The sequence below is a fragment of the Pseudalkalibacillus sp. A8 genome (assembly GCF_045920555.1).
In the GTDB taxonomy this organism is placed as follows: Bacteria; Bacillota; Bacilli; order Bacillales; family Fictibacillaceae; genus Pseudalkalibacillus.
In genome coordinates this window covers 2,903,743-2,928,420 of record NZ_CP174509.1, presented here as the reverse complement: position 1 = coordinate 2,928,420, position 24,678 = coordinate 2,903,743, and the positions used below count along the sequence as shown (strand labels likewise).

Genomic DNA, 24,678 nt, shown 5'->3' with positions numbered 1-24,678 from the left:
TCAGAAGTTCGTCAGCTTAACCTTTTACTTTAGGTTCTTTTGCATTCTCACCCTATTCATTCAACTCAAGCATCATGATTTACACCACCCCCGCGGGTAGGCTTTCGTCAGCCGAGCTGATACGGTAAATTCTTACGCCTCTTTGCCGAGCTTATAACACTATCATTCTTACTAAATCAAGTGCTATTCGACTGAGAGAGAGCCCTTCAAGACGTTACTCTTTCATTTGACTCTTCGATATAATCCTTCAGTTCTGTAAAGAACTGTCTAACCTTTACCTGAGTAATGTATCCATTCTAAATTTAAATTAGAAACGTTTCGCACCAAAATATGGCCCAATACATTTAAAAACGCGTTCATAAATAAACGCGCCCTCGTATATTATTGGGCTCCTAAAACATCTCCGCACGATAAATGTTAAATTCAACGTATCTATTAGTTTAAGAAAATAGTATTAAATAATGATACAATTAATTTTTTTCTGTCAAATCAGTGAGTTTAACCAGGATCGTTTTTTCCTACTTTTTCTTTTGTCAGGCATCATAAAGCCTCTATGATAAAGAATTTCATAAAAAATACGGACTTACTTGTTACGATAAGTCCGTGATCATCTATATTTCTCGTTTATATGTTCTTTACGGTACTCTTGAACGGCCATGCAGGCAGTGTCTTATTAAGAGGTTTGTCTTGTCGATAGCCTAGTACGTATTCTGCTTGCATGATCGTGTGAATTTCTCTTGTTCCTTCATAAATGACAGGAGCTTTCGAATTACGAAGGTACCGCTCAACAGGGTATTCATTCGAATAACCGTATGCACCGTGAATTTGTACGGCATCATTTGCTGCTTCATTGGCAAAATCACAAGCTTGCCATTTTGCAAGCGAGGTTTCACGCGTATTCCGTTTTCCTTCATTTTTCAACCAGCCTGACCGGTACACGAGAAGCCTTGACATTTGCAGTCCAGCCTCCATTTTCGCAATCATTTGCTGTACAAGTTGATGTTTTCCGATTTCTTTACCAAATGTTTTTCTTTCTTCACAATACTTTATAGAGGCTTCTAAAGAAGCCATGATTATTCCACACGCGCCAGCTGCAACCGTAAACCTTCCATTATCCAATGCTGACATGGCGATTTTGAATCCTTCTCCTTCTTCACCGAGCAGATTTTCTTTAGGAACGATTAAATTATCAAAAAAGATTTCACCAGTATTCCCTGCACGGATCCCGAGCTTCCCTTTGATTGCTTTTGACGAGAATCCTGGCATATCCCGTTCAACAATAAAACATGAAATCCCATGGTGTTTTTTGCTTTTATCCGTATAGGCAAAAACTAAAAAGTGATCAGCAATGTCGCAAAGCGAAATCCATGTTTTCGACCCATTTAAAATATAATGTTCTCCATCTTTCATAGCCGTAGTTTGTAAGGCTGCAACATCCGATCCAGCATTTGGTTCTGTTAAACCGAATGCTGCTATTTTTTCACCCTTTGCTTGTGGGACTAAAAATTTTTGTTTTTGTGCTTCATTCCCCCATTGCAGAAGCGTCATGCTGTTCAAACCCGTATGAACGGAAACGGCAGTACGGAATGCTGTGTCACCTCTTTCCAGTTCCTCACATACAATTGCAAGGGTATTATAATCCATCCCGCTTCCACCATATTCTTCTGGAATACACACTCCCATCAAATCCAACTCCGCTAATCGCTCGAATATTCGGGTTTCACAGTGTCCTTTTGCATCCCACTCTGCAATGTATGGCATAATTTCCTTATCCACAAAGCCCCGTACCATTTTTCTGACCATTTCTTGTTCTTCTGTGAAGCTAAAGTCCATCATACTCTAGTAACCTCCTAAATAATGTTTTTATGCTTTAAATCTTTTATATCGTTGAGAGTATACCCTATTTCATTCAATACTTCTTCTGTATGTTCACCGGGAAGAGGGGGATGTCTCCTAACTTCTACAGGGGTCCTGGAAAGTTTTAACGGACTTCCGACAACCTTGATGGTTCCTGCTTTTGGGTGTTCCAGGTCAATGACCATTCCTCTCGATTTCACTTGTGGATCTTCGAAAACTTCCTTTATACTGTTGATCGGACCGCACGGAATTCCACTATCATCCAGAATTTTACACCATTCCTTCGTCGTCTTCTGTTTGATTCTTTCTGAAAGTAATGCGATGAGTTGATCACGATTTTGAATTCGGTTCGGATTTGTTGAAAACTTTGGGGCAGCCGGAACTTTTGGGAGTTCCAACACATTGCAAAGCCTTGTGAATTGGCGATCATTTCCGACAGCAATGACCATTTCCCCATCTGATGTGTTGAACAATTGATAAGGGACGATATTGGGATGCTCGTTACCCAGTCGCTTCGGGTTCCTTCCTGAAATCAAATAATTGCTTGCTACATTAACAAGAGCGCTTACTTGTGAATCTAACAATGAAATATCAATGCTTTGTCCTTCATGTGATTGATTCCTTTCATTAATGGCAGCAAGAATCCCTATCGCTGAATATAACCCGGTCAAAATATCGGATATCGCTACACCCACTTTTAAAGGCCCGCTCTCTTCACTTCCAGTTATACTCATCAATCCCCCAAGCGCTTGAATGATAAAATCATATCCTGGGAGATGTTTATACGGTCCATTTTTGCCAAATCCGGTAATCGAGCAATGAATTATTTTCGGGTTCAACTCGTTCAAGCTTTCTTCGTCCAACCCCCATTTTTTCATCGTGCCATGTTTGAAGTTTTCAATCACTACATCTGATTTTACAATGAGTTCTTTTAAAATTCTTCTGCCTTCCTCAGATTTAAGATCCAGGGTGATCGCCCGTTTATTTCGGTTTGCACACAGGAAGTAAGCGCTTTCTCCATTGGCGTAAGGAGGCCCCCATTGTCGTGTCTCATCACTGCCTCCTGGGGCTTCTACTTTGATCACATCAGTACCTAGATCACCGAGGATCATCGTACAATATGGGCCAGCTAATACCCTTGACAAATCTAAGACACGTATATTACTCAAAGCTTTTGTCACACCAGCACCTTCTTTTAATATATTTATTAAAGATTTTCCCTTTTGCTGCATAAGTGTAATATCGTCTTCATCAGTAAATGTCGAAATCACTATAAGATGGTGACAATGTGATGCCTATACCGTAACTGTTATGCAAAATAGCTATTGCTGCTTAAATGCGTTTTCAATCAGTTCATGGAAATATACTGCCGCATGTTCAGTAGGTGAGAAGATACCATTTGAAAATGCATTTGAATGCAGACCTTTTTGCAAAGTTTCTACCAGTTCAAAATCCTCTCTACGTACTTGATCGACAAATTTAAAATATTCTTCTTTTTCCGCAGTGATGTTTTCGTCGACTGAATAATCACGATAAATTCCCAACGACGTTTCCGCATCAACAGGAATGACTTGAATTGTATTAACGTTCCCTTCTCCTGGATAAACGTTTACCATCATATTCGGCCAGATCCAATAAAAACGGGCACGATTACTTTCAGCATCTTTGCTTACTGTCATATATTGATAAGTGAATTTATCGTGTGTCGTTGTACAGAAGTTGGATACATCAAAAGACTTTGCAAACCCCGGATGATTGATGGCACAATGATCACATTCGAGGAAGTTATCAACCACTGCTTTCCAATTCGCTTTCACTTCACGTTTGGTTTCCCTGACTAGTTTCACAGAGTCAAAGAAAGAATACGCTTTCAACTCCCCTAAAAATTCCTCATATGTCTCTGAAAGAGAAGGAGCATCGTTGTCTAGATTTACAAATATCATAGAATGCTGCACTTCCAGCCGAATTGGTTTCATACAGCTGTGCTCTCCCAGTTCATTCGTTTTAAAGTTAGGCGCTCGATTTACATTTCCCTCCAATTTGAACGTCCATCCATGATATCCACATTGCAGCAACTTTTTATTTCCGTGTTCACGCTGCTCAACTTTCATTCCGCGATGTGGACAAATATTGTAAAATGCCCGGAGTTTACCATCTGACCCGTGAGTAACGATAATAGGCTCCCCTGCAACATCAAGCGTCAAGAAATCACCTGCATTTTCAACTTGGCTGGCATGACCTACATATATCCAGTTTTTCTTGAAAATCTTTTTTCTTTCTTCATTAAATACCTCTAGATCTACATATTTTGAATAAGGTAGTGTTGAATTAAACTTTACATTTTCTTTCGTCGTCATAATGAAAAATCCCTCCTATTAGTTATCAGAAATGAGGTTTTAGACACACATTTTATGAAATATGAGCATAAGTACTGCCCTTTTTGGAAGGCATGATTACTTCGATTGAACTGCTTTTTCAGGTTGTTCATCTACTACTACAGCATCTGTACTCCCTCTGTTATATCTAAAGTGGTAATAGAGATAGCAAGCAATAACGAAACCGAATCCCCAATACAACGAAGTCCGCTGTGTCGGATCATAAGCGGTGAATACAAAAATACCGAGACACATCAAGATGCAGAGAATCGGGACAAATGGGAAGAGAGGTACCTTAAACTTGAGATCCTCGACCTTTCCGCCTTTCCTGATGTACTGCTTACGGAATCGGTATTGCGCGATTGCAATACTCATCCAAGTAAGTACCCCTCCAACCCCGCTTATTGCAAGTAACACAACAAAGAGTGTTTCCTCCGCAACAACACTGGTAAGTAAAGACAATAAGGCAAAGACAAGGGTGACAAGTAAAGCGTTAATAGGTACACCGCGCTTATTGAGTTTTCCGAATACAGGATGCGCCATTCCGGTTTGCGATAGTGAATAAAGAATCCTTGTACAAGCATACAAACCTGAGTTACCTACAGATAGGATCGCCGTCAAGATTACGAAGTTCATAATGTCAGCTGCATAAGGAATACCAACCATGTGAAACACAGTGACAAACGGACTTTCAAGCACTCCCGCTTCTTGCCATGGAACAATAGCCGACAATACAAAGACTGCCAGGACATAGAAGAGCAGTACACGTATTACGATGGTTCGGATCGCTCTTGGAATGTTTTTTTCCGGGTTTTCCGTCTCACCTGCTGCAACCCCCATGATTTCCGATCCCTGAAAAGCGTATACGACTGTCATCATAGATATGAACACACCCGTAAATCCTGTTGGAAATATTCCATCACCGAAAAAATTAGTGAAATACGGAGCGGGTTGTCCCTTTAGGCTCATCAATCCAAACATCGCAGCCGCACCGACAATGATGAACAGAATGACGGCAAGTACTTTGATCCCGGCGAACCAATACTCTGTCTCTGCAAAGCTTCTAGCTGTCAACGCATTGATCCCGAACAAAATTACAGTAAATATTGCGCACCATACCCATATAGGGGTATCCGGGAACCATCTCGCCATGAGGAACCCAGCTGCTATAAATTCTAAGCCGACATAAAGCGCCCAGCTCAGCCAGTAAATCCATCCGATGACAAATCCAGTGGCGGGTCCGATAAATTTCGTAGCATGGGCCTGAAAGGAACCTGACACCGGCATCACTAATGATAACTCACCGAGACAAACCATCACCAGGTACATTAATAATCCCCCGACCAAATAGGCAACAAGCGCTCCTGCGGGTCCGGCTTCACCGATCGCATAACCTGATCCTAAGAAAAGACCTGTTCCAATAACGCCCCCTAAGGAAAGCATGAACAAATGTCTGCTTTTCATCGAACGATTCAAATTTTTTGGCTGACTTTCATGTCTTGTTTGCATTGACTACCCCCTGTACTAAATTGATAGACTACTATATATTTTTTGATCAGCACAAAATGATAAGAGTGCCCTCTGCTCTTGAATTTAAAAACATTATTGTGCACGTAAAACTTCGGACGGCTCAGCATATTCCAATAAATCACAGATCGATGGCTTGAATATTTCATAGGCTATTTCTCTTTGATATTTATTTTGTTTTTTTGCTTCATCAAACAATCGGTACGTATTTTTCCGACATAGATTTTCTATATCATCAACTACAGATTGTGGGTCCGGTTTCACTAATCCGAAAATGACCGCATCATAGAATCTGATCGCCCCAAGATTTGCAACGAAATCAGTGACCACATCAATTCCTCTTTGTTTTATGATTTTATCTCCTTCGAAGGAAATCGGAATGTTTGCTCCTTCCACAATCAACCTTGCTTTAACGTTTTCAGCATTGGATTGATGAATGACATCCTCTAGTGCTGACGGAATCAAAATATCGCAATCTACATCGAGCCATTCCGTGTTCGGCTTTACTTGATAATTCGGTTCAAAATAGTCTTTATCTATTTCTCCGTACCCATTCTTATGATCAATAAGCTTTTGTACATCCAATCCTTCTTCACAAGTCACCAAAAGGTTGGCATCCGATATTCCAACCACTTTATATCCTAACTGGGACATTTTCAATGCACAGCTTGCCCCTACGCAGCCGAATCCTTGAATAACGACTCTCGCACACTCTTTTCCGCCTCTAAACTTCCAGGCCTCATCTGCTGAAAATGCGGCACCATAACCAGTTACCACATCATTTAAAAGCAAACCATCAATTTTTGTCAGCAACAGATTATTGAAATCCCTTATTCCCTTCAGGACACTTGGATTCTGTCTCATCGATTTCGTCAGGGGGATATCAATCCCGAATTCATTGAATATTTTGAGTACATCTTCATATTTCGTACCTAAATCACTACCTAAAGATACCCCTGCGTCTATATAGGGCATCATTGAAATCAAAAATCTTCTTAATACCGCAGACGCATCCGGCCGTTTGTAATCATAGGCAATTCCCGCTTTACAACCGCCAGTCGTCTCACACCCGCAGGCTGTATACTTATAAGCCATTGCTTCAGCTAACCTTAGGACCTCTTCTTTTGTAACGGTTGGATGCATTCTCGTACCGCCGCCTGAATAGCCCTTCACAAAGTTATGAACGACCAGCCAACCCTTTGCATCCGTTTCGGTATCATTCCATTCGACAATTAAATATGGTTTTAACATCCGTGAAACCTCCATCTTCTGTCATATATCTTAATTCCTATGAAACTTCTACTCAATTGGACAGTGAGCCGCGAAAATGATGACTTAATGTCCGATAAACTACTTGCAAAATCAATGTCATTGCGTCGTGTGAAAGCCTTCTGGATTGAAAACAGCAAAAACGGGTGAAAGCAGGCTACATCCGGTCCATATATACCGTCTTGACCTGTGTATAGAACTCGATCGCCGTCTTCCCCTGTTCACGTGATCCGGTGCTCGAGCTTTTGCATCCTCCAAATGGAACTTGCGGTTCAGAACCGGCCGTTTCCGAGTTGACATGTATAAGTCCTACCTCGATGTCGTCAATGAAACGCTGTGCCAAAGTCAAATCATTCGTACAAATCGCTGCACTCAGCCCATATTCAGTATCATTGGCCATCCTCACTCCTTCTTCGTAATTTTTCACCTTGAAGAGTGCAGTTACCGGTCCGAAAATTTCCTCACGTGCAATACGGGCATCAGGGGATACATTCTCGAAAACCGTCGGCTTCACATAAAAGCCGTTCACAAGCTCTTCTTCTAGCGGAATCTCACCCCCGCACAATAGGGTTGCCTCTTCCTTTCCAGTCTTAATCATTTCCATTACACCGGCCCATTGTGCTTTAGAAACCGCAGGACCGACGAAGGTATCAGCATTTAACGGATCGCCTACTTTCAGCTCTTTTGTACGGAGGACAAGCCGATCACGGAATGCTTCATAAATCCCTTCTTCAACGATAATCCGACTTGTCGCTGTACATTTTTGTCCAGTAGACTTGAATGCACCCCCGACAGCAATTTCAACCGCTTTGTCTACGTCTGCATCTGAAAGTACGATCAATGGATTTTTGCCGCCCATCTCCAGCTGCACTTTTTTCCCGTTGGCTGTAGCTTTGTTCTGAATTTGAATACCAACTTGATTGGAACCGGTAAACGAGATCGCTTTAATATCCGGATTTTCGACCATTCCTTCACCGATGACAGATCCTTTGCCGAATACACAATTGACCACACCCGCGGGCAGCCCTGCTTCATCAAATGCTTTCATGACATGGTACACAGATTTCGGCGTAAGATCAGCCGGTTTGATCACTACCGTATTCCCATATATGAGCGCGGGTGCCAATTTCCATACAGGGATTGCAATCGGAAAATTCCACGGTGTTATCAATCCGACCGGTCCCAGCGGAGCACGGGTCGTGTACAGAAACGTATCCGCATTCACTGAGGGGATTACTTCTCCAAACGGCTGCCGTGCTTCAGCTGCATAATATTCGAGGATGCTTATGGCACGATTGACTTCTCCCATTCCCTCCGCTAACGGTTTCCCCTCTTCCTTAATCAGGTCCTGACCGATTTCTTGCATATTCTTCTTCAAAAGATCAGCTGTTTTCTGCAAATACGATGCCCGTTGCTGAAATGAGAGTTTTCGCCAGGCAGGAAATGAACGCTTTGCCGCTTCCACCGCATCATTCAAATCTACTGCCGCACTGGATGGAAACTCACCCAGATTGTCTCCATCATGTGGACTGAGATTTTCCCTGTACTCTCCTGAAGTTGGTTCTTTCCATTGTCCATCAATGTAATTGAAATAACGCATGTTCTCTTCCCCCAGTTTTCTTTTTTTTACACGTAAGGATCGTATAACTTTCCAGTTAAGATGCAACTCGACGTCATGGAAAAGTTAAAGTTCCTAGTTTAAATTTAAGGGCCTTTAGGTCATCCTTTAGGGCTAAGGTTCAGCTTCCGCCAGTGGCTTGGCTTTACCAAGTTTTCTTTAAACACATTTTCTAAAAATTACCTGGCCGCGATTATTTGTTGGAAATCAGCTTTTCCTGTACTTTTTTCTTATCATGGCCTACAGATAGAATTTCCGGATTGACGATAACTTCAATGACAGCAGGACGGCCTGAAGCGATCGCCCTTTGCAGCGCCGGCGTAAACTCACTGTTCTTTTCAACTCTTTCACCATGCGCCCCGAATAATCGGGCTAATTCAGCAAAATCCGGATTTGACAAGTCCGTTCCAATCACCCGTTTTGGGAAATGCTTTTCCTGATGGGCACGGATGGTCCCGTAAATATTGTTATTCACTACTATTGAAATCAATGGAATGTTATATCGGACAGCTGTTTCAATCTCCTGGTGTGACATCATGAAGCCGCCATCCCCCGAAAAAGACACGACAGGTTTGTGTGGCTGCGCCAGTTTTGCTCCAATCGCTGCAGGGAGTCCATACCCCATCGCTCCTGACGTCGGTCCTACATACGTATTTTCTTGATCAAACCGATAGTATCGGGAAAGCCATCCAGAGAAGTTACCAGCATCATTTGTAATGATCGTATCCTTCGGAAGCTGGGCAACGATATCATGCATAAATCCGTCCATATCGACAAAATCTTCTGTGTAGTCAGCCTTTGTCTCAGAAAATTCCATGTAGTCGGCATGAAGTTCAGTGACTCTCTCATTACATGAAATCGTTGATTGTGAGCCTGCCACCTGTAGCGCTTGTGTCAGGAACCCTTTGGCATCTCCTTCAATGGCAAGAGATGGAGCATACACTTTACCGAAAATATCAGGACAAATATCCACATGGATTAGTTTAGAATCTTCAGAAAGCAAGGAGTAATCCTGTGTACCAACCTGAGAGAAACGGGTCCCTAATGCCACAACCACATCTGCATCGTGAATCGCTTTAAGTAAATAGTGAGGTGTTCCAAAACCAAGCCATCCTGTATAATTAGGATGTGAATTTGGGAACGCATCGAAACGGCGGAAAGCTGTGGCAACAGGAAGATTCATCGCCTCTGCAAATTGCACAAGTAGCGGACCAGCTTTGGCATGGATTACACCACCGCCTGCAATTAAAATCGGGCGCTCCGCCTTTCGGATCATCTCGATCGCATGCTTCACATTTTCCCAATGAGGTTGGGGAGGAAGCGGTCGATAAGAAGGATAGCTGACCATCTCGGCTTCGTCCTCCAGCATGTCATGCGGCAAAGCAACGAGAACAGGACCCGGACGTCCCGAACGTGCCATATGAAAAGCCCTATGTAACAATTCCGGGATCCTTTCTACACGGTCGATTTCTACTGTCCATTTACATAAATGACTGAAAAAATCAGCCAGGTTTACTTCCTGGAATGCTTCCTTTTCTTTAAAAGGACGTTCAACTTGGCCAATAAGCGCGACCAAAGGAGTTGAATCCTGAGCAGCAGTATGAATGCCGATGGTTAAATTTGCAGCACCCACTCCACGGGTAGCCATACAAACTCCTACCTCGCCAGATGCTTTCGCATACCCTTCCGCCATGAAAGAAGCACCCCCTTCATGACGGGCGGAAATCAATTCGATTTCAGGATGTTCATACAGTGCATCCATCACACCGAGATAACTTTCACCTGGTACGCAAAAGGCTTTTTTCACCCCCTCTTTCCTCATGATCTCAACAACTGCTCTGCCTCCACTCACTTTCATGAATAAGCCTCCTGTTTCGTTATTAATATAGTGTTAAAATGAATATCAACATTTCCTGCTAGATAAACATACAGCTATGAAACTTTTTTATTTCCTTCATCCTCTTTGAATACAGGTCTCCTTGTGATGGTACTGACCCCCAATGTGACTGCAATGTTTATAAGCAATACTGTTAATCCGACATCAAGGTCCTTTATGACCTGTGGAAGTGATGGGAACAATGTTCCCAGTGTTGTACCTGAAATCGTCGAATAGATGACGATTAGAATCCCGAAGATCATACCTGCTATTGCGCCCTGTACAGTGACAGGATTCTTTTTCCACAAGCTGAAGAATAAAGATGGGAACAACTGTGCCATGAAGCTATAGGCCATAAGATACAACGTAAAAATCGATTTTCCACCCTTAAACGTAAAGAAAAGGGTTACCAATGCAATGATAGGAACCAAAATCCGACTCAATTTTGCCAGTTGGTCATTAGATGTATTTGGTTTCCATACCTTATATACATTTTTTGAAAGTATCGTTGCGGTTGCTGTCAACACCAGTGAGCTAGGAATTAGAGCAGCCATTGCCCCTGATGCTCCCACAACCCCGACGAACCAGGGATCGAACGACATTTTGGCCAACTTGAATAAAGCTAAGTCCGCTTCTGCCCCTTGTAAATTCGGAACCTGAAGAATTGCAGAGAAACCGATGAATAATGAAAAAACGATAATCATTTGATAGATAGGCATGATCCCGGCATTCCAGCGAAGTGATTTTGGACTGTTTGCTGAAAAAACACCCGCTAGCATATGCGGAAACATATAAAATGCCAGTGCTGTCATGATCGTAGCGGAAATGAACCAAGAAATGCTCAGTCCTTGTTCAGGGAATATCAAATGCCCTTGTTTAGCTGTGTCGATTGCCTCAAACATCGGTTGTAAACCACCGTAGTAATGAATCGGAAAATAAATCCCCATGAAGACGACAACTGCCAATATCATGATATCCTTGATAACTGCCGTCCAAGCTACGCCATGCATACCGGAAGCGGTTACATAAATGGTGATTGCTAAGACACCCACAACGATGGCCATATTTGGTGAAATAGAACCATAAGAGGTCTGGGAAACGATTATGCCTAATCCTCTTAACTGCATAACCAAATAAGGAATAATCGATATGACACTGATGATTGCCACAAGAATACCTAAAGCTTGGCTATTATACTTTTTCGCATAAAAATCCGATTGGGAGATGACATTATTTGCTTTCGCATATTTCCAAATCGGGGGCAGCAGCCAGTAAGCGATTACAAAATAGAAACAATTGAAAGCGTAAAGTGCGGCAGGAACACCAGATGAATAAGCGCCGCCACTTACACCCAGGAACGTATAGGTCGTAAACATTTCACCTGCAATCAGAAAGAAGATCAAAATACTGCCGAAGCCTCTACCGCCTATAGCCCATTGTTCCAGGTTCATATCTTTACCTTTACGCGCCTGAAGCCCTAACCAGATACATAAAACCAGGAAGAAAAGAATAACCAGAAAGGCTGCATTCATGAATCCTTACCCTCCCTGTTAGCGGGATCCAGTTTATTCGTAATGATTAAGAACAAAGATGTAAGGCAAACCCATAATATGGCCCAAAATAGAACAAATGGTATTCCCAATACATAGGGTTCAACCCGATTGATCACCACAAGTGAACCAATCGCAGGTATTACACTCGTGAAATAAACTACTTTCCTCATTCTTCACCATCCTTTGTCCTATAATGAAATCATTCACAATATATCTCCGTTATCCCATTATTCGGAATGGACAGATAATTCAATTGATAAAATTAGATTGAAATCCCTTTGAAGTCGGGATTGTTCACAGCCCAGTCCGGTTTTCCACCAGTAAGAACTTGATCAACCTGCATGGCCGCATGTACAGCCATACGAACCGAACCTTCCTTCGTCAGAGCAGCATTATGAGGCGTTACAATGACATTATCCAATTGAAAAAGAGGATTCCCTGCGTCTGGAGGCTCAACTTCAAACACATCAATCCCAGCTCCGGCGATTTTACCTCCTTGCAAAGCTTTAACTAAATCATGTTCGTTTACAATGCCACCCCTGGAAGCGTTAACAAAATAGGCTGAGGATTTCATCCAGGAAAACTCCTGACTCCCTATTGCACCTTTTGTTGTATTCGTTAAAGGAACGTGAAGGCTGATAACATCAGAATTTCTGAATACCCATTCCAAATCCGTTACGACTTCGAACTCCAGTTTCGGTTTGGCTGACACATAAGGGTCGTAACCGATGATCTTCATGTCAAAGCCATGATAAGCCTTTTTCGCAAGTATTGTTCCGATTCTTCCAAGCCCAATAATCCCTAAGGTCTTTCCTTCGAGGTCGATGCCGAACGGTTGGTTACGGATACCATAATGTCCATTCCGTAGTTCACGGTCAGCCAACCGTAAGTTTTTGGACAAAGATAGAATCAATGCCATTACATGTTCAGCTACAGCATTCGCATTTGCCTCTGGTGTATTCGTAACAAATATACCTCGTTCAGTAGCCGCTTCAATATCGATATTGTCCAGACCCACCCCATATTTAGCGATAACTTTCAGATTTTCACCTGCTTCGATCACATTTTTCCTAATGACGGCCATGGATCTGGTTAATACGGCATCACAATCTTTAATTTCTTCCATTAGAGTTTCTTGAGCCAAATCAGAGCCTATTTTGATTTTGTAACCTTTTTCTAATAAATGATTTTTTCCCTCTTCCTCGATATCCTGAGGCAAATACACCAATTGACTCACGTCATCCCTCCTTTCATAATAAAATGGTTTTTAATTTTCAAGGGAAAACGACCTCAGCCCTTTATTTATTATAGATGCAATAATCGTGCCAAAATTAAAATCAGCAGTAAATTAAAGAAACCTTGGAAAAGTCAAGCTATTGGCGCAGGTTGCCATAGCCCTAAAGGATGACCTAATGGCCCTTGCGATTACTAGGGACTTAAACTTTTCTACAACGTCAATTTCCATTTTGCTGAAAAGTTATACTTTTCTTAGGTGCAAGAAAATAGCCAACCAGTTGTCCAATTGGTCAGCAAATAAGGTTAACAATTCGTTTCTAATATGAAACAAAGTGTTTCATTCGTTCATTGTGTTTCAATATCCCAATCCTTTAGTTTTCTCCATAAAGTTGTGCGGCTCATTCCTAGCTCTGAAGCAGCTTTTCCTTTATTATAGTGAACCCTTTTTAATGTCAGGAGAATTCGTTCTCGATCGGATAGATTGTTATCATATGTCAATTCCCCATCCGACTCTTGATCGAGCCGTACTTTTTCCTCACCCTTGTCCCAGAAATACGTTTCAATATCGTACACATCAATAACTTTGTCTTCATAAAGAACGGTTAATCGTTCACAGAAATTTTGTAATTGGCGAACATTACCTTCCCAATTCTCTTCACTCAATCGTTTCATTGCAGCATCCGTCATTGTAATTTGGTTTTGCTCCGAAAGCCCTTCCTGAATGAAATTATTAATCAATAACGGAATGTCTTCTCTACGTTCACGGAGAGGGGGCAATAAGAGGTCAAGCACACTCAGGCGATAATATAGATCCTCGCGGAAGTCATAGTTTCTGACCATTTGAATGAGGTTCCTGTTCGTTGCGGCCACAATCCTGACATCAACCGGGATAACTTTATCATCACCGATACGCATTATTTCTCGCTCCTGTAGGACGCGCAGCAGTCTGCTTTGTAATTTCGGGGAGATTTCCCCGATTTCATCTAAAAAGATCGTACCTCTATGGGCCAGTTCAAAAAATCCCTGTTTTCCTCCTTTCATTGCGCCTGTGAAAGCTCCTTCAGCATAACCGAACAGCTCACTTTCCAATAAATCTTCGGGAAGCGCAGCGCAATTCACGGCTACAAATGGATTGTTTTTCCGCTTACTGTGATTATGTATGCTTTGAGCGAACATTTCCTTACCTGTTCCGGTTTCTCCGATAATAAGGATATTTGAATCCACTTCACTATATCGTTGTGCCGTTTCAATCGTCTTCTTGACTGCAGAACTTCTGAACAAAATATCATCAAACGTATATTTCGCCACATGTCCACGTAAATAAATCTTCTTACGAATTCTACCTTCCATCTCTTGAATACCTGTTACATCTTGAAACGTGACCATATTCCCGACTTTTTGGCCTTTCAAATAGATCCCAACTTTTTTTACGGATAATTGACTGGATTGGTAGACAACGATATCTTCCTGATATTCATCATCACTTAGCAGCATGTTACGAAATTTTCCTTGTTTTACGATCTTGTATATTGAATTTCCAATTAATACACCCTTTGAAATCGCTAATATTTCCTGAGCCGCCGTATTGAATACAGATATTTTCCCTTTTAAATCTACCGCTATAACTCCCTCATAGGCATGATTAAGTATCGTTTGGTAACGCTTAGCCTTCTCCTGTTCTCTTCTACTAACGAGAGCAACTCTCTTTGCCTCAATTAACGCCTGCCGAAATGATTCCTTTCCAGTCTCGACTATAATGGCTCCCAATCCTAACTCTTCAGCATATTTACACGTACTCAGTCCACTTATCACCACCTCACAGCCATCACTGGTAGCTGAATCTACTAACTTGGCTGACGACTCGATATCATTTAAAATATAGGACCGAATAGGTAAATCAACGATATCCGCAAGAGTTTCCACACCATAAATCATATTCATTGCCCCGATGACAGCTACTTTTTTACTTCCAAAACGTGTTTTGCTATCATACAAGCTTCTGATAAGATCGATTCCTTGTACCGGGATATCGATGATTGGAATGGATTCGTTGTATTCCTTCAGAAGTTTGGTCATCAATCCTCTTGAGATCACTACATCTGCATCAAGATCCAAATTCCTAATCTGATCAGCAGCAACCACCACTTCCTCTAATTCAATCTTCATGGTCCCACTGCTCGTATTCTCCAATTCCTCCAGTAGATTGAACTCTTCAAATCTTTCAAAAGCGTCCGTAATATAGCCTTGAACCGGAACGACTAGTTTGATTTTTATCAAAACAATCACCTCCAAAAAACACTAAAATGTTTATGATTTGGTTGATTAATTCTTTCCACTAAATATTCTTGCAAAATAAAAGCATTCTTGAGTGTTTTATCTTATTTTATTAAATCACTAACAGCCGTCCGAATTTCTGTATATCGGAATTTAATTTCAATTAAGGGAATTATGATTTGTTAAAGTATAAAAATCCTTTCGTATCATGTCAATATTTTTAGAATTTTCTTAAAATATTAATTATTCCTTTATGGCCACCTTTGATCCAATAAACAAAAACCAAAAATTATCAGGGTGGCCGCCCAGTTGCAAAGAGATGTATTTGATCGATACTTTAAAAACTAAATTTGTAATACAATAACAGAAGTCTTTTTTAGTGTATGGAAACACTCCTACAAATCTAAAAGATAATAGAAATTGAATCCAATCTCATTAGATGTTTACATTTGAGTGGTTTAAAACACAACCATAAAAAACCCTTTTTGTTCTAGCGTTAATTTGCACTGACGCATGCAGGAGTATTGATGGGATTAAACATGGCTCCATCATTCCTATCCTCCGTTGTAAAAATAGTCTGGTAAACTTCCTGTTTTTAAGGCTTCAAAGCATTTATAACAGAACTGTTGCACGCGCCTGATTATGGATTATGAATAACATATTTCTTTATCTACCTGTACGTAACAATTTTACCGTTGAATAGGTCGAGAATATAACGAGTTTTATAAACTTCGTGTAAGGGGAAAAACTCTCACTGGTAGCTACCCAGTAATCTAAGTCGTTAGAACAACGTATAATACGAGCGGCAAATGATGTGGTGACATCATGGTTATCGTGCGGTATTTGGTAATCTTTTTGGTAATTATTTTCGGTAGCGAAAGATACTAATAAAATCAAAGGCTAGTGAAAAAGAGGAAAGCCCCCGACAGGCTTTCCTCTATATCAAGAAATTTTGTTCATCATAGAGTGCTCACTCACATTCTTCCGATTCGGAAACATACTTTTGATCAGGCTCTCAAGCAGGACGGGCATTTGGATAAAAGCACTATTAATATGGAGACGCTCCGTAAGTTGGTGAGGATCTTTTCCGAACGGACCGACATTGAGAACTGGAGCATTGAGCTGCAGCATATTGGTAAATGGAATGCAGTACGTTTCACCCCATACCGGCGTATTCCCTTCATAGGTGATCCAGCCATCATCTTCGTCGATATAATTGACATAGCTAAGGTCACAAATACCATTGAAATAGTGAATTTGATTCACCTCAACATTAAAACGGCTGGCCACTTCCTTCATCAATTTTACAGAATTGATTATGAGCGGATCTCTCGATGAATTGACAGCCGGGTAATATGGCGGTGCGAAAAACAAGACGACAGCTGGTGCAAGTTCATAGCATTGGATCATCAGCTTATCGACGAGGTTTATCGATTTTTCACGGTCATCCCAACTTGTATTTTTAAACGTTTCTTCCTTTAATTTTCCAATGAATTCAGCACCAAACTTATTCTCTGCATAATGGATAAGTTCTTCATACCGAATCGTACGTACAGTGCCAACACCTTCAACGTTTTCCTTTTCGCAAATAGCTTTGTATGCAGAATTGCATGATGCCACGGCTTCTTGTGCAACTTGCTCGAATAAATCTATTACTTCATCAGCAGTACGTTTAAAAATGAATACATTATAGAGCGCTGCGGCACGGTATGGTGTCTGTGTCGAATATTGCGTTTTCAGATCCTTTTGCTGCAACGACACAGGTAGTGGTGTGCTTTCACCAAGATCGGATTCACGGAACAACGAATTCCACTCCATACGCTGAGTAAGGAAAGAAGCGATGTAGTTCGCTGTAATCCCTTTCATCGGCTCACCTGCATGCGTTTCCTTTCCATAGAAAAGTGCACCTGGCATGATCTTCCCGATCGTTCCAGTATAAATATAATCCTTTGTATCCCCTGGCTCCTGTGTAAACGTCGGTTCACTATTCAAGAACATTTTATAAGAGATATCATATTTTTCACGGAAAAGAACGAGTTCTTTCACTGCAGCGCGCATACCGGCTGAATTGACTTCTTCATCCGGAACAGTTACCAGCAGCAGGTTGACTGGCCATTGTTCAACACTCGCCTTTTCAATCATGGCCATGTGAAGTGCCAGCCCCATTTTCATATCCATCGTTCCCCGACCAAAGAGGTATTTACCCGATTCAAGGTCTTTACGTACTTCTACCGGTAAGTCGTCTTTGCGCTTAAACAGTTCTTTTGTAAGTTCTTCTGGGTGGAACGCAAGCGGCTCAAGATCACCATATTCTTCGGTCTGGACGGTATCAAAATGGCTGATCAATACAATGGTTTCCTTTACGTCAGGACGCTTGTACATAGCCGTTACAAGATCCCGCCCGAAGCCCGCGTCATGAAGTGTAATTTGATCAGGGTTGTTTTTGAAATAATCGAGTTCCATCAATTTCGCTTGGACTTTCGAAGCGAATTCTCGCTCCCCTTTCGTGAATGTCTGACTTTCCCAGCTGACAAGCTCGCATAACAGTGCACGTAGTGAATCGGGCGTATCCCATAAATATCGACTCATGCAAATGCCTCCTCCTTTAAAATGTTTTCAACTATATGATTGAATTGGACTGCTTTGTTCAAGCCACTGAGGCAATCCGCAAAATTTTTCGGTGCTTATTTATCTAGAAAGTTTAAACCGATAGAACAGCATACAAAATACGAAAAATCCTACTCCATAAAAAAGTCCGATACGCTGCGTCGGGTCAAACGCCAAGAATACGAGAATGAACGAACAAAAAGCGAGACAGAACAATGGAACAAAAGGATAAAGCTTAACTTTGAATTTCAAATCCTCCAGTTTTCCGCCTTCTTTCAAATAGGTCCGGCGGAACATGAACTGCGACAAAGCGATCCCCATCCACGAAATCGTAACGGCTATCCCTGCAATCGACATGAGTAGGACGAATACCGTATCTGCTTCCATAAAACTGGTCAATAAAGACAAGAGCGAAAAGAGCATCGTAAAAACCAAAGCTGTGAACGGAACTTTCCGTTTTGAAAGACGGCCGAAGATCTTCGGTGCCATTCCTTCATGGGCCATCGACCAAAGAAGGCGTGTTGATGCGTAAATACAAGAGTTCCCGACAGAAAGGATTGCAGTCAGAATGACAAAATTCATGATGTCTGCTGCAAAAGGAATACCGGCAATTTCCATCATCGACACGAACGGGCTTTCAAGCAGACCGACTTCTGATGAAGGGAAAATAGCTGACAACACTACGATCGAGGCAATGTAGAACACGATGATCCGTATCAATACATTCCGGATCGCACGCGGAATATTTTTTTCCGGTTCTTCACTTTCCCCAGCTGCAATTCCGAGCAGTTCAGAACCTTGATAAGAGAAGATGACATTCATCATCGTAATGAACACAATTGCAATTCCTGCAGGGAACAATCCCGAGGGAGCTAAATTTTCAAAAAAGGGGGGTGGGCGGTCATTTAATGGAATGATTCCAAAAATCGCCGAAAAACCAATGATGAGAAACGAAATGACAGCAACAACCTTTATACCTGCAAACCAATATTCAGCCTCGGCAAAGCCACGGGTGGTCAATGCATTCAATAAAAACAGAACAGCAATGAAAATCGCACACCAGATCCAAACAGGTGAATCCGGAAACCAATGTTGCATGAGGATGCCGGCTGCTGTAAATTCCACTCCGGCTGTTGCGGCCGAGCCGACGAAATACATCCAGCCGAGCGAAAAGCCAACTGATGGACTGATGAACCGTGAAGCATAGGTCTGAAATGATCCGGTTACGGGCATATAAACCGCTAGTTCCCCTAGACAGACCATGACCATGTACAAAATCAACCCACCGAACAAGTACGCAAGAAGGGCCCCTCCAGCTCCAGACTGGTTGATTGTGAAGCCTGCATTTAGAAACAGCCCCGTTCCGATGACACCACCGAGCGACAGCATAAACAAATGACGGCTCTTCATGGCGCGATTTAATTGGTTGTGCTTTTGACCTTGATCCAACTCATCCTGTTTTTGAACCTGTTCCAACAAAACTCATCCCACCTTTCTACCCCTCACATAGATATATTTGATCAATCTTAAAACCGTAAGGATAGGCAGCTTAAACCGCCGTCATGTTTCTGAAATTCAGACATTTCCAGTTCAATCGTTTCAAACCCGGCTTCATTGATTTGGCGGATCGTCTCCTCGTACCCTTTCGGAATGATGACATAGTCATTGACACGTATACAGTTGGCCGAATATTCTTCTTCAAGTGGAACAGTGATTTTTTTATAGTGTTGAAAATCCGGATGGTCAACGAATTCACCCGCAGCTATAATCAACTCCTTACCAAGATAGGAGATACCTGTTTTAAGATGGAAGAACTTTTGCAAGGGAACAATCTTCCCTTTATAGCCTTCCGACTCTAGGATTTCTTTCAATTGACGTGCACCCTCTTCATTCGTGCGGTCGGAAATACCGATATAGAAATGATCTTCAATTTGAAGGATATCCCCACCATCCAGCGTCCCGGGTGTTTTTATGTAATGAAACGTATCATAGAACTTTTTAAGAGCCGTTTCGATTTCTCCCGTTTCCCCATTCCGGGAAACAGCCCCTGGGTTTGATATAACAGCGAATTCCGGTGTCAGGACAGCAGTATCTTCTACAAAAGTCGAATCCGGAAATTCCTCATTTGCAGGTAAAAAAGTAACGGAAACACCGCATTTTTTCAAAGCTTCAACATAAGCATCATGCTGTTCCAACGCTTTTTCATAAACGGGTTTTCCAAGGTCGGATGTGGTCAAACCATTCACGTAACTTTTCCCTGGTTTCTTGACAATAACGTTCTTATACATAACTGAGTTCCTCCATTTGTTTATTTGCGAACGACTGGGCAAGTGAGACAAGTCGGTCCGCCTGTACCTTTATAGCTGATTTCGTATCCATTGTACTCATAAACCGAAGCTCCCGCGTCAATCAGCTGCTGTTTTGTCGAAGGGTTACCCGAAACGATCACGCAGACACGCGGCGCCAACGCAAGTACATTACAACCAAGATTCTCGTATTCATCGACCGGTACCTCGATCAAGCGGATTCCGTGATCGATCAAAAGCTGTCTGAAAAATACGGGCATAAGCCTTGAATACACGACTGCAAGATTTTCATCCACCATACTGATTATCGACATAAGATGGAGACACTCTTCCTCACCATTGTCATGTGGAAGAGGGACCACAATGAATTCGTCGACAAGATGGGCAGTCATTTCCCTTAACTGGCGAATCGCTTCATCGTTTGTACGGTAACCGCGCCCGACAACGAGTGTCCTATCATCAAGCCAGACGATGTCTCCTCCATCAGCAACAGCATCTCCTATCAATTCACCGATTATCGAGATATCCTTATCTGCGAGAAATTTTCTGTATGACTCTGTTTCATGCTGTCTTGAACGTTTCCCAGATTTTAAAAGGATCGCTCCTTCTTTCGTGAACTTAACAGGATCATGTACATAGAGGGAATCCAAACCCACTTCAGAGGAAGCAGGCAAATAATCGATGTGCGGGACATGCTTTTCCAAAATTAATATGAAATCCTGATATTCCCGTAGTGCTTCATTGAAGTCGGGCTCCTCGATATAATTGAACAATTCCCATTGCTTGCTGACATTCTCCTGGCTGATGAATGCTTCTTTTGGATGCTTTACAATCACACGTTCCAACGATCTGAACATGGATGAACAATACGTCATAACTTCACCCCTTTTTCCGTTGATCGGAATATTATTCCGTATAAAGGAATTTATATTATTAATATAAAGAACCGATAAACTGATGTCAATATATTTCTAATTGTTTGTAAATTTGTTTTTTTACTTCGAAAATGACAAAAGGTATAATAGGAGTATTAGGGGGGTGCTCCAATGCAAGCAATCGATCGAGCCATGAATGTAGTAAAAATACTGGCATCCAATTCAACGGAGAGCTGGCTATCCATTACAGAACTATCCAAAAAATGCGAACTTCCCGTCAGTTCCATGCACCGCCTGCTGAAATCAATGATCAAGCATGAAATGATCCAGCAAGACGAGCGGACGAAATTATATGGACTTGGAACGGTTTGGCTTGAATATGGCCTACAAGTATATGACACGATGGATTATGTAAGCAAAATAAGACCCGAACTAGAAAGGCTTGTTCACGAAGTAGAGGAAAGCGTCTATCTCAGCAAGCCTATAGGGACCGAGGCTCTCATCATCGAACGGATCGATTCCGAGAAAAGTTCAATTCGGGTATATGATCAACTTGGAATACGAATTCCGATGCATATCGGAGCGGCTAACAGAGTAATGCTCGCCAATATGCCCGAAAAACAAGCGGATACCATTATCGAGGAAGTCCTTCCTGAGCAGGAAAGACCGAAGCTTCGGGAGACTTTGAGTGAAACGAAGAAATTGGGTTATGGAGTTAGTCATTCGGAAAGAACGGAGGGGACATCTTCTATTGCTGTACCGGTCCTGAGTCATTCAGGTAAAGTGGAAGGTGCTGTAAGCGTCAGTTTCGTCAATTTTAACCTGACGGACAGCCGCCTCGAATTCCTAATTGAAAAAGTTGTAGAAACGGGTAAACGGATTTCTGCAAAATTAGGGTATCTAGGCTAGTAGAAAGTAGCGAATCTACTGAACTAAAAAATGGTGAGGAGCTGGCCTGGAATCTACGGCTGGCTCCTTACCATTTCAAGTTGAAGGATTTTTCGGTCACATATCATTCAGCATGCGCTCAGTTTTTTCCACGATCTTCACAAAATAATCAACCCCATACTGTAACGCTTTTTCATCGATTTTGAATTTAGGGTGGTGTAATGGATAACCGTTTCCGAACGTATTGTTATGAACACCAATGAACTGTATCGAAGTAGGAACGATTTCGGAAAAAGAAGAAAAGTCTTCTGTCCCGAATAAAGGTTTGTCGACATTAATTAAATTTTTTTCTTTTCCATAAACCTCTTCGACGACAGTTCTTGAGATGTTGACCGCATCGATATGGTTTACGATAGCTGGGTAACCTAGATCCCATTGGATTTCGTAATTTGCCCCATGTGCATCGGTAATCCCTTTGATAATCTGTTCGAGATATTCCCTCGATTTGATACGGCTATCGGGGTCTAAAGAGCGGATGGTTCCACCAAGTTCTACAGTTTGTGGAATGACGTTCAGTACATTGCCGCAATTGAATTTCGTAACGGATATTACGGGTGCATTCAGGCATTGATTGAACCTACATGACACCGATGAACGGCACCTACTCTGTTTTTCGTATTAAAACACATCACAAAGAACACTTCGCGATCATCCTCACCGATAAATCCAGCAGCCACTCTTGGACCATCTTCTGGAGAACGGATAATGTATGGTTCTTTTTAGATATTTTTTGTACTTTTATGTCTTTAATAAACTTATTTAACGTACTTCTACCCACCTTCGTGCTGATCAAAGATCTCTTGGACCGTCATACCGTTCTGATTTCATTCTTTAAACAACCGGACTGCATGCAATAGGCTTTTGTTTCTTTCTATAATTCTTAGGCCGTCCCTTATAAGCACTTATTTTTTGAACTATTCTACTCAATAATCCTAAAAGTGTCCAATTTGAACTTAACAAGCGGGTAGCAGAAAATCATCTCTCCCACCCACTTGTTTTTTTCATTATATTTTGAATGAATTCTACTTTTTAGAGTTGATTTAGTACTTGTTTAAGTATAGCTTATGCATAAAACAGTGGGGCAAAATTACTCCACGGAGATTTTCTATCTTTAAGATTTGTCTCTTAACTTTTGATTGTCTGGACCAACTTATTTAAACGAATTTCAGCTTTTTACTGTTGCTAATTCCTCAATATATTCGGATACTTTTGCTAGTCCTTCTTTTAACACTTGGGAATCACATGCATAGCCAATTCTTACTGTTCCTTCTAATTCAAAACAACTACCAGGAGCTAAGAAGGCACCATTCTTTTTAAACAAACCTAAACAAAATTCCTCTGATGTCATATCGAAATCATAGTTTAAAATTGCTGTTGTTCCGGCTTGTGGTTTTACGTAACTGATGGCTTGTTCTTGTTTAACCCAGTCATCAAGAATTTTCGCGTTTTCCCTTATGATCTTTAGGTTGCGTTCCATGATTTTGTCATAATTCTTTAATGCATGGACTGCTAGAATGTCGTCAATCATTCCACAACTGATTGTTGTATAATCCCGGTGCTTTATACTTTCCGTAATTACTTCTTTAGGTCCTACAATCCACCCTAATCTCAAACCAGCAAGAGATAGTGCTTTTGACATACTGCCGGTACTAATCCCTTTCTCATAAAGATCAGCCATCGATGGGACAGTCTGATCCGGTTCTTGCACGAGCCCTCGATAAACTTCGTCGCATAAAACATACGCATCGGCAGAACGTGCGATATCTGCAATTTTCCGTAAACAGCCCTCCCCCATTATTGCTCCTGAAGGGTTATTCGGATTATTAATGATAATTATTTTCGTTTTATCCGTGACAAGGGATGTCAACTCCTCTAAATCAGGTAGATAACCATTTTCCGGTCGTAACTTCAGAGGTTTAACCTCTGCTCCAAACGACTCTGGAACAGAATAAAGTTGTTGATACGTCGGGTGAACACAGATTACTTCATCCCCTGGTTTCACAAGAGAATACAGTACAAGGAAGTTCGAGCCTATTGCCCCATTCATTTCTAACACATTTTCTTGTGACTGGTTCTTATAAAGCTTTGAAACTTGTTCTTTAAATTCAGGAGAGCCCTCAATATAACCGTAAGTAAGTTTTTTGTTTAGGAGTGTTCGTAAAAATTGCTCAGGCTCATCCCCGTTGATCGAGACTAACTCATTTACTGTTAATGAATCTACACATGTTTCAGCCATATTGTATACAGCATCTTGTTCATATTTATTCATCCATTCTTCAATCGCAAAGTTTTTGATTTTCATTTTATTACCCCTTTCAATATATTTTCTTTTGGGTGTATATTCAAAAAAGGATGAT

18 protein-coding genes and 1 pseudogene are annotated in these 24,678 nt (G+C 41.5%); 1 reads left to right on the top strand and 18 read right to left on the bottom strand.

Annotated features, from left to right (window positions below; all coding sequences use genetic code 11):
• Positions 1-624: 624 nt before the first annotated feature.
• From ACJROX_RS15010 to ACJROX_RS14940, 15 genes are all read right to left on the bottom strand, one after another.
• On the bottom strand, positions 625-1,836 hold the full coding sequence (locus tag ACJROX_RS15010) for an acyl-CoA dehydrogenase family protein (RefSeq protein ID WP_408011480.1): 1,212 nt from the start codon (positions 1,834-1,836) through the stop codon (positions 625-627).
• Between the two features lie 14 nt (positions 1,837-1,850).
• A complete protein-coding gene (locus ACJROX_RS15005; RefSeq protein ID WP_408011672.1) occupies positions 1,851-3,038 on the bottom strand; it encodes a CaiB/BaiF CoA transferase family protein in 1,188 nt (395 codons plus the stop codon).
• 141 nt (positions 3,039-3,179) lie between these two features.
• Positions 3,180-4,214, bottom strand: coding sequence for an aromatic ring-hydroxylating oxygenase subunit alpha (locus ACJROX_RS15000; RefSeq protein ID WP_408011479.1), 1,035 nt, complete (start codon positions 4,212-4,214; stop codon positions 3,180-3,182).
• Positions 4,215-4,310: 96 nt separating this feature from the next.
• Positions 4,311-5,741, bottom strand: a complete 1,431-nt coding sequence (locus ACJROX_RS14995) for an amino acid permease (RefSeq protein ID WP_408011478.1) — start codon at positions 5,739-5,741, stop codon at positions 4,311-4,313.
• Between the two features lie 93 nt (positions 5,742-5,834).
• Entirely contained in the window at positions 5,835-7,010 is a 1,176-nt protein-coding gene (locus tag ACJROX_RS14990; RefSeq protein WP_408011477.1) for a Glu/Leu/Phe/Val family dehydrogenase, read from the bottom strand.
• Between the two features lie 175 nt (positions 7,011-7,185).
• Entirely contained in the window at positions 7,186-8,628 is a 1,443-nt protein-coding gene (locus tag ACJROX_RS14985; RefSeq protein ID WP_408011476.1) for an aldehyde dehydrogenase family protein, read from the bottom strand.
• Positions 8,629-8,839: 211 nt separating this feature from the next.
• Positions 8,840-10,504: a thiamine pyrophosphate-dependent enzyme gene (locus ACJROX_RS14980; RefSeq protein ID WP_408011475.1), complete on the bottom strand. Its 1,665-nt coding sequence runs from the start codon at positions 10,502-10,504 to the stop codon at positions 8,840-8,842.
• Positions 10,505-10,578: 74 nt separating this feature from the next.
• Positions 10,579-12,054, bottom strand: a complete 1,476-nt coding sequence (locus ACJROX_RS14975) for a sodium:solute symporter (RefSeq protein WP_408011474.1) — start codon at positions 12,052-12,054, stop codon at positions 10,579-10,581.
• Positions 12,051-12,245 carry a DUF3311 domain-containing protein gene (locus ACJROX_RS14970; RefSeq protein ID WP_408011473.1) on the bottom strand — a complete coding sequence of 65 codons (195 nt, stop codon included), beginning with the start codon at positions 12,243-12,245 and terminating at the stop codon, positions 12,051-12,053. Before ACJROX_RS14970 ends, ACJROX_RS14975 begins: the two co-directional genes overlap by 4 nt.
• A gap of 92 nt (positions 12,246-12,337) precedes the next feature.
• The gene (locus ACJROX_RS14965; RefSeq protein ID WP_408011472.1) at positions 12,338-13,312 is read right to left on the bottom strand and encodes a hydroxyacid dehydrogenase; all 975 of its coding nucleotides are present in this window, start codon (positions 13,310-13,312) and stop codon (positions 12,338-12,340) included.
• Positions 13,313-13,656: 344 nt separating this feature from the next.
• Complete coding sequence (locus tag ACJROX_RS14960; RefSeq protein WP_408011471.1) at positions 13,657-15,588, bottom strand: sigma 54-interacting transcriptional regulator; 1,932 nt, start codon at positions 15,586-15,588, stop codon at positions 13,657-13,659.
• A gap of 939 nt (positions 15,589-16,527) precedes the next feature.
• A complete protein-coding gene (locus ACJROX_RS14955; RefSeq protein WP_408011470.1) occupies positions 16,528-18,174 on the bottom strand; it encodes a M20/M25/M40 family metallo-hydrolase in 1,647 nt (548 codons plus the stop codon).
• A 99-nt stretch (positions 18,175-18,273) separates the two neighbouring features.
• Positions 18,274-19,602, bottom strand: a complete 1,329-nt coding sequence (locus ACJROX_RS14950) for an amino acid permease (RefSeq protein WP_408011671.1) — start codon at positions 19,600-19,602, stop codon at positions 18,274-18,276.
• A 116-nt stretch (positions 19,603-19,718) separates the two neighbouring features.
• Entirely contained in the window at positions 19,719-20,480 is a 762-nt protein-coding gene (locus ACJROX_RS14945; protein WP_408008472.1) for a dimethylarginine dimethylaminohydrolase family protein, read from the bottom strand.
• A gap of 20 nt (positions 20,481-20,500) precedes the next feature.
• Positions 20,501-21,373 (bottom strand): dimethylarginine dimethylaminohydrolase family protein, encoded by an 873-nt coding sequence (locus tag ACJROX_RS14940; protein WP_408011469.1) that lies wholly within the window; start codon positions 21,371-21,373, stop codon positions 20,501-20,503.
• Positions 21,374-21,544: 171 nt separating this feature from the next.
• On the opposite strand from ACJROX_RS14940, the gene ACJROX_RS14935 reads away from it, so the two are divergent.
• On the top strand, positions 21,545-22,282 hold the full coding sequence (locus ACJROX_RS14935) for an IclR family transcriptional regulator (RefSeq protein WP_408011468.1): 738 nt from the start codon (positions 21,545-21,547) through the stop codon (positions 22,280-22,282).
• A 96-nt stretch (positions 22,283-22,378) separates the two neighbouring features.
• On the opposite strand, the gene ACJROX_RS14930 is transcribed toward ACJROX_RS14935, so the two are convergent.
• The 3 genes and pseudogenes from ACJROX_RS14930 to ACJROX_RS14920 all read right to left on the bottom strand — a co-directional run bounded on the left by ACJROX_RS14930 (position 22,379) and on the right by ACJROX_RS14920 (position 24,623).
• Positions 22,379-22,909: a M20/M25/M40 family metallo-hydrolase gene (locus ACJROX_RS14930; RefSeq protein ID WP_408011467.1), complete on the bottom strand. Its 531-nt coding sequence runs from the start codon at positions 22,907-22,909 to the stop codon at positions 22,379-22,381.
• Positions 22,885-23,031: pseudogene (locus ACJROX_RS14925) on the bottom strand (DNA repair protein RadC); the annotation flags it as partial. The pseudogene ACJROX_RS14925 and the gene ACJROX_RS14930, both read right to left, overlap by 25 nt.
• A 455-nt stretch (positions 23,032-23,486) precedes the next feature.
• Positions 23,487-24,623 carry an aminotransferase gene (locus tag ACJROX_RS14920; RefSeq protein ID WP_408011466.1) on the bottom strand — a complete coding sequence of 379 codons (1,137 nt, stop codon included), beginning with the start codon at positions 24,621-24,623 and terminating at the stop codon, positions 23,487-23,489.
• Positions 24,624-24,678 lie beyond the last annotated feature (55 nt).